A 10,970-nucleotide genomic window follows, 5' to 3' on the forward strand; every position below is an offset into this window, starting at 1 on the left:
TCTATTACAAATTAGTGGTTCTAATGAGGCAAGTTTACCTCATTATCGAAGGATTGCTTATTCTGCTTTTGGTTTAGGCTTTCGTGCGCGCACTTTTTTCTTGTGCTTTGGTTTTGGCTTTCTTTTTGCCTTAACCTCTTCAGCAGAACCATCTGGGCGTTTCGTAGGTTCAACCATGGCTTGAGCTTTTGATTTCACTTTGCCCTTACCTTTGGACTTACGATCACCTAATTGACCACGACCTTTTGGCTCAGATTTATCACCTTTTGCCTTTGGTTTAAAATTTGGGTCACGACGAGGCGCTTTTTTATCATCACGCTTTTTCGCATTGTCTTTGGCAGTTTTACCTTGACCACGCGCTTTACGCATTGAGGTCGTGCATTCAAAGTCAATGTTTCGATCATCTAAATTAACGGCAAGAACTTTAACTGTAACTTGATCACCCAAACGGAAGATTTGACCCGAGCTTTCACCCGTTAAGCGTTGACCTGCAGCATCAAACTGATAGTAATCATTTGCTAACGATGAAATATGAACTAAACCATCAATATGCAAATCATTTAATCGAACAAAGAAACCGAAGCCGGTGACATTCGCAATCACACCTTCTAGTTCTTCACCGATATGATCTTGCATGTATTCACACTTCAACCAATCAGCAACATCACGTGTCGCATCATCCGCTCTACGCTCTGTCATTGAACATTGCTCACCAAATACATCCATATCATCGAATGAATAATGGTAACCACCTGTTGGGGTCCAACGGTCGTTGTTTTGGCCTTTCTCTTTGGCAATTAAATATTTAATTGCACGGTGTAACAGTAGATCTGGGTAACGACGAATTGGCGACGTAAAGTGCGCATAACGCTTCAATGCTAGACCAAAGTGGCCTTGATTATCTGCGTTGTATACTGCTTGCTTCATTGAACGCAGCAGCATAGTTTGAATTAATTCTTTGTCAGGGCGATCGGCAATCAAATGCACCAATTGACCATAATCTGTTGGTGATGGTGTTAATCCACCAGATAAGCTTAAACCAAGCTCACCTAAGAAATCACGGAAACCTTGCAGACGTTCTTCACCTGGAGACTCATGCACACGGTACAGCGCAGGCTCTTTGGCTTTTTCTACAAAAGAAGCAGAAGCGATGTTCGCCAGAATCATACACTCTTCGATGATTTTATGTGCGTCATTACGAATAACAGGTTCAATACGATCAATCTTACGATCAGCATTAAAAATAAACTTGGTTTCTATGGTTTCAAATTCAATCGCACCACGTGCTTCACGCGCTGTTTTCAGCACCTGATACATGTTGTGTAATTCTTTAAGATGCGGAACTAATGGCTCATAACGTTGAGTTAGCTCTTCATTTCCATCAAGAATATCACTTACTTTATTGTACGTAAGTCGTGCGTGTGAGTTCATCACCGCTTCATAATGTTTAAAGCCTGACAGTTTACCTGACGCAGAGATAGTCATCTCACACACCATACATAAACGATCGACTTGTGGGTTCAATGAGCACAAACCATTCGATAATACTTCTGGCAACATTGGAACGACTTGCGCAGGAAAGTAAACCGAGTTACCACGTTGAATCGCTTCTTTATCTAATGCGTTATCTGGGCGAACGTAATAACTTACATCGGCAATCGCTACCCATAGACGCCAGCCACCAGAAGCTTTCGCTTGGCAGAATACCGCATCATCGAAATCTCGTGCATCTTCACCGTCAATAGTGACTAGTGGTAATTCACGAAGATCAACACGGCCTTCTTTTGCTTCTTCTGGTACTTCTTCTGCTAAGCCTTCAACTTGTTTTTCAACCGCTGTAGGCCATACATGAGGAATATTGTGAGTACGCAGTGCAATATCGATCTCCATTCCTGGCGCCATATTCTCACCAAGAACTTCAATAACCTGACCAGACATACCACGAGCACGGCCACCACGATCAGTAATATTAATCACAACGACATTACCCATACGAGCACCCATTTTGTGCTCATTAGGAATAAAGATATCTTGGTTAATACGTGAATCATCAGGTACAAACAAAACCTTGACCATCTTCAATAAAGAATCGGCCAACAATTCCGTCATTGTGAGGTTCTAATACACGTACTACACGACCCTCTTTACGGCCTCGTTTATCTGTACCCGTTGGCTGAGCGAGTATCACATCACCATGAATGAGCTTCTTCATTTGGTGGAAAGGTAAAAGCACATCGTTGTCTTTACCAACGCTACCTTCAGGACGGATCCAACCGAATCCATCACGGTGTCCAAGTACAACACCTTTTAATACTTCAATTCGCTCTGGTAATGCGTAACACTGGCGACGTGTAAAGACTAATTGTCCGTCACGCTCCATCGCTCTTAAACGACGACGTAAGCCTTCATAGTTATCTTCACCAGATAAACCTAGGGCTTCGAATAAGTCATTACGATTTAAAGGCGCTTCTGCTTTTTGGAAAAATTCAAGAATGAACTCACGGCTTGGAATTGGATTCTCGTATTTTTCTGCTTCTCGATCTTTGAAAGGATCGTTTTGAATAATCTTAGACATAGGCTGACCTGCTTAGTCGGAGGAGATAATAAGGTAATTGTACCTGAGTATAGAAACAACAGATAGGAAAGGATCTGGAATTACAAGCTTAAACTCGCTTTAACAAAATCAGTAATTCGCTGTTATCTGTAAGCATATCCTGAATTGTATAATTATCTAACTCATCCAAAAATGCTTGCTTGGCTTTCGCCAGTGCACTCTTCAATCGACACGCGGATGTTATATGACAGAAATCAGGTGCGCAATTAACCACTTGTAATGGCTCAATAGAACGAATGACATCACCGATAATAATCTGCTGAGCAGGCCTACCTAAGCAAATTCCCCCATTCTTTCCTCGAACGGTTTTTACGTATCCTTCTTGCCCCAATTTATTTATTATTTTCACCATGTGATTGCGCGAAACATCAAATGTTTCGGTCACAATAGTAATACTTGTTAATTCATCCTTAGGCAATGAAGCTAGGTATATCAAGGCTCTCAAGCCAAAGTCAGTAAAGTTTGTAAGCTGCATATCCTCTCCTTAGTCTCTTTTTCATTGTAATTCTTCTCTTGACTAAAAGATATATTTTAGATACAACTTATAACATATATAATAAATACACCTTTAAAGGTAACTACTATGCTCAACAAAAACACTATCGATATCATCAAATCAACCATTCCATTACTGGCTGAAACTGGTCCTGCATTAACCGCTCATTTTTATGATCGTATGTTTACTCACAATCCTGAGTTAAAAGATATTTTCAATATGAGCAACCAACGTAACGGCGATCAACGTGAAGCGTTATTTAATGCGATCTGTGCTTATGCGGGTAATATTGAAAACCTAGCAGTTTTACTGCCTGCAGTTGAAAAAATAGCACATAAACACACCAGCTTTATGATCACAGCTGAGCAATACAATATTGTTGGCGGTCACCTAATTGCAACGCTTGATGAGATGTTTTCTCCAGGCCAAGAAGTATTAGATGCATGGGCTGAAGCTTACGGCATTCTTGCTAACGTATTTATTCAGCGTGAAGAGCAAATCTACCAAGAAAATGACCAATTAAATGGTGGCTGGCGTGGATTACGCGAATTCGAATTAATCGCAAAAGAAAAAGAGAGTGAACACATCACTAGTTTCACTTTTATGCCGACAGATGATCAATCTGTTTCACATTTTAAACCAGGCCAGTACATTGGTATTTACTTAAATCCTGAAGAGTTTGAAAACCAAGAAGTTCGCCAATACAGTTTATCTTCTGCGCCTCAAGAAAAAACATATCGCATTTCAGTAAAACGAGAAGAAGGCGGTAAAGCATCAAATTATCTACACGCCTCACTCAGTATTGGCGATAAGGTAAACCTAACAGCACCTGCTGGAGATTTCTTCTTAGAAGTTGAAACATCAACACCTGTTACGCTTATTTCTGCTGGTGTTGGCTTAACTCCGACTCTTTCTATGCTAGAAACACTTACCCAACATGAAGAAAAAGTAACGTGGTTACACGCAACGGAAAATGGCTCTCAACATGCATTTAAACAACACATTTCTGCTTTAGCTGAGAAGCATGAGCATATCTCTGCCTATACTTGGTATAACCAAGCACAGGAAACAGATACGCTAAATCAAGACTTCCAGTTTAACGGTTTAATTAATTTAACTGAGGTTAAAGAAGAGATCGTCTCTGATAATGGCCACTACTACTTCTGTGGTCCTGTTGGCTTCATGCAACATGTCGCGAAACAATTGATTGAACTGGGTGTCACTGAGGATCGTATTCATTATGAGTGTTTTGGCCCTCATAAAGTTCTATAGATTTATATAAACTAAAATGCAAAAACGGCCAGTGATAATTTATCACTGGCCGTTTTTTAGAGCTGATGAAATTACATATCTAACAAAAAATAGTTAAATACTAAAACTTAGGTTTTACCAGAAGGTATCTCTTCTTTTTGCTCTCGCAATCACATTGCCAGGCATACGCATTTCTAATCCATTCCGAAGATTAGCAATACGTTTATGTTTTCGTCCATCTGCTGTAACTGTGTTATATAGCCATCGATAGGCATCTTCATAGTCTAACGGGCTACCGTAATCACTTAAGAGCAGTTCAGCTAAATGGATCCGAGCGTTTACGTTCCCCATCGCGGCGGCTTCACGCAAGTATGGGATCGCTCGCTCTCTATCTTGCTGCACTAATGTACCCTTGGCATAATATCGACCAATTTGCTCTAATGCGGCAGGTAAGCCTTGCCTCGCGGCATTTTCCATATAATACAAACCAAGATCTACATCACGATCAACACACACCCCCCACGCTAACATATCTCCATAAAGAAATTCATACGCAGGTGAATCAATCTTGGTTGCACGGGCAACAATATCTTCAACTAACTGACAATTATCCACTTTCTTCACACGAGTTAAGTGTGAATTAGTCTCAAACAGCCGAAATAGTTGGTTTTCGGTATAAATAGGGATCGGCTCCCCGATCTCTTCACTAGAGGCATGCATAGGCACTAATGCTACCATGCAAGCCGCTACGAGATTTCGTAGTTTCATAATTCATCAACTCTTTATAACTGTAATCATTATATCGACGTAAGCGGCAATATCTTTAGACAAAATTTGCCCTAAGTGGCAATTTTTTGCCCATACTTTATAAGCCATTGATTAATCGTTGATCAAATAATTGATGGAAATATGAATTGGAAGCTCAAAGCCTCAAAATTTAGGTACAAAAAAACCAGCTACATGAGCTGGTTTTTCTTCATTCTCTAAGCGATTAAGCTTGGAATGGGTGTACTTTGATGATTGTCTCGTTACGGTCAGGACCAGTAGAGATAATATCAATAGGCACGCCTGTTAATTCTTCGATACGCTTAACGTAATCTAGAGCTGCTTGTGGAAGCTCTTCAATTGTTTTCGCACCAAATGTATTTTCAGACCAACCAGGCATAGTTTCGTATACTGGCGTTGCTTCTTCAAATGCCTCAGCAGCCATTGGAGAAACTTCTAGTACAGAACCGTTATTCATCTTGTAACCAGTACAGATTTTTAGTTCTTTTAGGCCATCTAATACGTCTAATTTAGTTAGACAGATACCAGATAGTGAGTTGATTTGAATTGCACGGCGCATAGCAACGGCATCGAACCAACCAGTACGGCGTAAACGGCCTGTTGTTGCGCCAAATTCATGACCAACATCGCCTAAGTGCTTACCAACTGGGTCTTGTTTTTCTAGACCGTCATATAGCTCTGTAGGGAATGGACCTGAACCAACACGAGTACAGTATGCTTTGGTAATACCTAGAATGTAACCTAAGTGACGTGGACCAAAACCAGAACCAGCAGCAACACCACCAGCAGTAGTGTTAGAAGACGTTACATAAGGGTAAGTACCGTGGTCAATGTCTAGAAGCGTACCTTGAGCACCTTCAAACATGATCTTGTCACCGCGCTTACGTGCAGCATCAAGAGTATCAGTAACGTCAATAACCATTGAAGTAAGTAGGTCAGCATAGCTCATTGCTTGCTCAAGTACTTCTTCATAGCTTACAGCGTCTACTTTGTAGTAGTTAACTAATGCAAAGTTATGGTATTCCATTACTTCTTTTAGTTTCTCAGCAAAAGCAACTTTATCAAACAGATCGCCAACACGTAGGCCACGACGAGATACTTTATCTTCGTACGCAGGACCGATACCACGACCAGTTGTACCAATTGCTTTATTACCACGTGCGATTTCACGCGCTTGGTCTAGCGCTACGTGATAAGGAAGAATTAGAGGACAAGCTTCAGAAATGAATAGGCGTTCACGAACTGGAATACCACGCGCTTCAAGTGGCGCCATTTCTTTTAGTAAAGCATCAGGTGAAAGCACTACGCCATTACCGATAATGCATTCAACATTATCACGTAAAATACCTGATGGAATTAAGTGTAGAACGGTTTTTTGACCGTCGATAACTAGAGTGTGGCCTGCATTGTGACCGCCTTGATAGCGAACTACATACTTTGCATCTTCAGTTAAAAGATCTACGATTTTACCTTTACCTTCGTCACCCCATTGGGTGCCCAGAACGACAACGTTATTTCCCATCTTTCCAAGTCTGCTTGTTAGTTAAAAATGGATTCTAGCACTGATAGAAAAATCTTTCAGGTATTTTTAATCGAAATCTCATTTTCACTATCAAAGCACTATCAATATATCGTAACTTACTATTTCTTTTTCTAATTAGATAAAAAGCAAGTTTACCATTATCCATTTGGCTCAAAATTCAAAGCATCACACTACAAATAACGACACCGGCAACAACCAAGCATCCACCAATACGACGCAAGGTATTATCCGGTTGTTCACTCAATTGAGCGACCATGTTACGCCAGCCATTTGGAGCAATTAAAGGGCCTAGACCTTCAACGATAAGTACACCACCAATAGCTAACCATACTGCATTACTCATCACTTACCCTTTTAATAGTTATCTAGCCAGAAACAAAACAAGGCCCCGAAGGACCTTGTTTAAATTAGAGTGAACTAAAGTCTAAAACTAGACTTACTTCCCACCCATTGGATCATTCATGTATTTAAAGAAGTCAGTCTTAGGATCAAGTACTAAGATGTCATTCTTACTATTAAATGATTTTTCATATGCACGTAAAGAACGAATAAACCCAAAGAACTCAGGTTCTTTATTAAACGTATCAGCATACAGTTTTGCTACTTTTGCATCCGCATCACCACGAGTAATCTGTGCTGTTTTATCTGCTTCTGCAATGATTGTTGCTACTTCAAGTTCTGATTGAGCACGAATAACTTCTGCTTTTTCACGACCTTGAGAACGTAGTTTACGAGCAACTGCTTCACGCTCTGCACGCATACGACGGTAAATCGATTCAGAAATCTCTTCTGGTAGGTTGATTTTCTTGATTCGTAAATCAATTACTTCAATACCTAAATCACCCGTACCTTCTTGAGAATCAAGAAGTACAGTTGCCATGACTTGTTCACGCTTCTCAGAAACGATCTCTTTCACCGTTTTACTACCAATCTCAGCTCGTAAACCATCAGATACACGACGTTGTAATAAAGACTCTGCCGTTAAGATATTACCACCACCAGTCGCTAAGTAGAATTGACCCAAAGTCTTTGATCTTCCATTTAACGTATGAATCGATGATAACGTCTTTTTTCTCTGATGTTACAAAACGGTCTGATTGATCATCCATAGTTTGAATACGAGCATCTAACGTATTAACACGATCGAACATTGGCATTTTAAAGTGCAAGCCAGGTTCATAAATACGTGTAATTTCGTTATTGTCTTTAATTAAACGACCAAATCGAGTAACAATACCGCGCTCGCCTTCTGGGATCACAAACAGTGACATTAAGAAAATAGCGATAACAACGATAAGCGTTGGGATCATTAACTTACGCATGATTAATATCTCCCTTCACGAGTTGAGTTACGACCAGTTGTATTAGTCGATGATTCTGGTTGTCCATTCTTCTCTAACTCAAAATCATAATTTTTAGATGATGATGTTGATGTTTGAGGAGCTGACTGCACTGAACCTTGTTGATTACCTGTGATTTTATCTAATGGAAGATATAACAAGTTACCATTTGATTCAGAATCAATCAGGACCTTACTTGTATTACTGTATACTCGTTCCATTGTATCTAGGTACAGACGAGTACGAGTAACTTCAGGCGCTCTATTATATTCAGGCAATAGCTTTTCAAACTGTGCAATCTGACCTATCGCTTCGTTTACTGTACGCTCTGTATAACCTTGAGCTTCTTTCTTCAAACGCTCAGCACGACCTGTTGCTTTTGGTAGAATATCATTGCTGTAGGCTTCCGCTTCACGAATGAAACGCTCTTCATCTTCTCGAGCAGCAATCGCATCATCGAATGACGCTTTCACTTGTTCTGGTGGGCGAGCTAGTTGGAAGTTGACATCAACAACAATTAACCCCATATCATACTTATCAGTAATACGATTCAGAGTTTCTTGAGTACGTTGACGGATCACTTGACGACCACTGGTCAAGATATCATCCATTTTCGCATCACCAATTACAGCACGAAGTGCAGAATCCGTCGCTTGACGTAAGCTGTCATCAGCATTGACTACGGTGTATAAGTATTTATGAGCATCAGCAACACGGTACTGAACACCCATCTCAACAGTAACTACGTTTTCATCTTTCGTTAGCATTAAGCCTTTTGAGTTTAATGAACGAATTGCTTGAATGTTAACTGGCGTCACTTGATCAATAAAGGTTGGCTTCCAGTTTAGACCTGGGTCAACCATACGATCGTATTGACCAAAGCGTAATACTACACCTCGGTCACTTTCACCAATAGTATAGAAGCCAGAGAATACCCAAATACCAATAGCCACTACAGCAATAAGACCTAAGCCAATTGCGCCGCCATTACCAAATGAAGGTAAACCGCTACCACCTTTATTATTTCCGCCTTTGTTGCCACCACCAAACTTACCGCTCAGTTTTTGACTTAGCTTGTTAAATACTTCATCAAGATCTGGTGGACCTTGATCACGACCGCCACGATTTTTATTACCCCAAGGGTCTTTATTATCGCCACCGCCACTCTTATTGTTGTCGTTATTGTTGTTATTTCCAGGCTCATTCCACGCCATTAGAAAACTCCAAAGTAATTATGAAGATAAAGAATTCTGTGAACTCTCATTAGTAATAATAAAATTACTTAATGGAGTCTCTTCACGTTTTTCTAACTTAGACCAATCAACTTGCTGCATACGTATATCAATCAACAAGCTGCCATCATCCTGATATTCTTCTTTTATAATGCTATGCATTTGAAAGAATTTACTTCTAAAACGCCCAACCGACTCAGGTGGTAGTAACAATGTATGCTCTACCATTTGCCCTGCTAATCGTTCCGTTAATGCTTGAAAAAGTAAATCAATGCCTTGGCCTTCCATTGCTGAAACCCAAACACACTGAGGAACCCCTTCCTCATCACGTTCAATTCGTGGTTGTTGATCTTCTAAGTTATCAATCTTATTCATTACGAGAAGATAAGGCACCTCATGGGCATCAATCTCTTCAAGAACAATATCTACTGCTTCAATATTCTCACGAAAACGCTCATCACTGGCATCAACAACATGTAACAAGATATTAGCTTCTTGCGTTTCTTGTAATGTCGCTTTAAAGGCAGCAACAAGATCATGAGGTAAATGACGGATAAAACCGACGGTATCAGCAAGTATTGAAGTACCAACATCTACAACTTCAATCTTACGGAGCGTTGGATCAAGCGTGGCAAACAATTGATCAGCGGCATAAACCCCTGCTTCAGTAATTCGGTTAAATAACGTAGATTTCCCTGCGTTGGTGTATCCGACTAACGAAACGGTTGGGATTTCAGCTCTGATCCTGGCTCGACGGCCTTGTTCACGCTGTTTTGCAACTTTACCCAATCGACGCAAAATTGCTTTGATACGATCTCGCAATAATCGTCTATCAGTTTCCAATTGAGTTTCACCGGGGCCACGTAAACCTATTCCACCTTTTTGGCGTTCAAGATGTGTCCAACCTCGGATCAATCGAGTAGATATATGACGTAATTGTGCTAACTCAACTTGCAATTTACCTTCATAGGTTCGTGCGCGTTGAGCAAATATATCCAGTATTAACCCAGTACGGTCTATTACTCGACATTGACATAATTGTTCTAAATTTCGTTCTTGAGCAGGAGAAAGCGCATGATTAAAAATCACTATATCGGCATTCTTAGCTCGAACTGCTTCGGCAATTTCTAGTGCCTTACCCTCACCTACATAATATTTAGGGAGCGGAGATTGACGGGTACCCGTCACAACACCTAATGTGTTTACCCCCGCAGAAGATACCAACATTTTACATTCGTCGAGATCTTCAACATCCCCTTCATAAGTAAAACTAATATGCACAAGAATCGCCTGTTCACCGGATTCATAACGGTCAAACAAGCATTAACTCCTTAGTCGATTGTCTATTCAGATAGAATAGAACTAATCTTCTGTTTTTTCTTGTGGACGCTCGCCTTGTGGTCGATCACTTGCAGTGTGATGGCTTACAGCACGAGCAGGAACTACAGTAGAGATCGCATGTTTATATACCATCTGGTTTACTGTGTTCTTCAATAGGATAACAAATTGATCAAATGATTCGATTTGTCCCTGTAATTTAATCCCATTTACTAAATAGATAGACACTGGAATCCTTTCACGACGCAGCGCATTCAAAAATGGGTCTTGCAACGATTGCCCTTTAGCCATTTTTTGTTCCTTTTTGGTTTGTAATTGTAATTTTATTTAGCTATTAGTCTTTAGCTTATGACTAAATGCTCTGAAGTTA

The 10,970-nt window shown here is 40.3% G+C and carries 8 protein-coding genes and 2 pseudogenes; 1 reads left to right on the top strand and 9 read right to left on the bottom strand.

Going from position 1 to position 10,970, the window contains the following annotated elements; translation table 11 throughout:
* Nucleotides 1-57: 57 nt before the first annotated feature.
* Together rnr and nsrR are read right to left on the bottom strand one after the other, a co-directional pair.
* Nucleotides 58-2,575 (bottom strand): annotated as a pseudogene (gene rnr / locus ACU5DF_RS17260) (ribonuclease R).
* A gap of 88 nt (nucleotides 2,576-2,663) precedes the next feature.
* Nucleotides 2,664-3,089: a nitric oxide-sensing transcriptional repressor NsrR gene (gene nsrR / locus ACU5DF_RS17265; protein ID WP_045101088.1), complete on the bottom strand. Its 426-nt coding sequence runs from the start codon at nucleotides 3,087-3,089 to the stop codon at nucleotides 2,664-2,666.
* Between the two features lie 108 nt (nucleotides 3,090-3,197).
* On the opposite strand from nsrR, the gene hmpA reads away from it, so the two are divergent.
* Complete coding sequence (gene hmpA, locus ACU5DF_RS17270) at nucleotides 3,198-4,382, top strand: NO-inducible flavohemoprotein (RefSeq protein ID WP_446713659.1); 1,185 nt, start codon at nucleotides 3,198-3,200, stop codon at nucleotides 4,380-4,382.
* A 114-nt stretch (nucleotides 4,383-4,496) separates the two neighbouring features.
* Here the strand turns inward: hmpA and motX are convergent, their stop codons facing one another.
* The 7 genes and pseudogenes from motX to hfq form a co-directional block, all read right to left on the bottom strand.
* Nucleotides 4,497-5,129 (bottom strand): flagellar protein MotX, encoded by a 633-nt coding sequence (motX, locus tag ACU5DF_RS17275; protein ID WP_045101086.1) that lies wholly within the window; start codon nucleotides 5,127-5,129, stop codon nucleotides 4,497-4,499.
* A 223-nt stretch (nucleotides 5,130-5,352) separates the two neighbouring features.
* Nucleotides 5,353-6,669, bottom strand: a complete 1,317-nt coding sequence (locus tag ACU5DF_RS17280) for an adenylosuccinate synthase (RefSeq protein ID WP_446713660.1) — start codon at nucleotides 6,667-6,669, stop codon at nucleotides 5,353-5,355.
* Nucleotides 6,670-6,847: 178 nt separating this feature from the next.
* On the bottom strand, nucleotides 6,848-7,033 hold the full coding sequence (locus tag ACU5DF_RS17285) for a DUF2065 domain-containing protein (RefSeq protein ID WP_045101084.1): 186 nt from the start codon (nucleotides 7,031-7,033) through the stop codon (nucleotides 6,848-6,850).
* 93 nt (nucleotides 7,034-7,126) lie between these two features.
* Nucleotides 7,127-8,012 (bottom strand): annotated as a pseudogene (gene hflC / locus ACU5DF_RS17290) (protease modulator HflC).
* A gap of 2 nt (nucleotides 8,013-8,014) precedes the next feature.
* Nucleotides 8,015-9,244: an FtsH protease activity modulator HflK gene (gene hflK / locus ACU5DF_RS17295; protein WP_045101082.1), complete on the bottom strand. Its 1,230-nt coding sequence runs from the start codon at nucleotides 9,242-9,244 to the stop codon at nucleotides 8,015-8,017.
* Between the two features lie 18 nt (nucleotides 9,245-9,262).
* Nucleotides 9,263-10,582, bottom strand: coding sequence for a ribosome rescue GTPase HflX (hflX, locus tag ACU5DF_RS17300; protein ID WP_446713661.1), 1,320 nt, complete (start codon nucleotides 10,580-10,582; stop codon nucleotides 9,263-9,265).
* A gap of 42 nt (nucleotides 10,583-10,624) precedes the next feature.
* Nucleotides 10,625-10,891, bottom strand: coding sequence for an RNA chaperone Hfq (gene hfq, locus ACU5DF_RS17305; protein WP_045101080.1), 267 nt, complete (start codon nucleotides 10,889-10,891; stop codon nucleotides 10,625-10,627).
* Nucleotides 10,892-10,970 lie beyond the last annotated feature (79 nt).

It is taken from the genome of Aliivibrio wodanis (assembly GCF_052920805.1).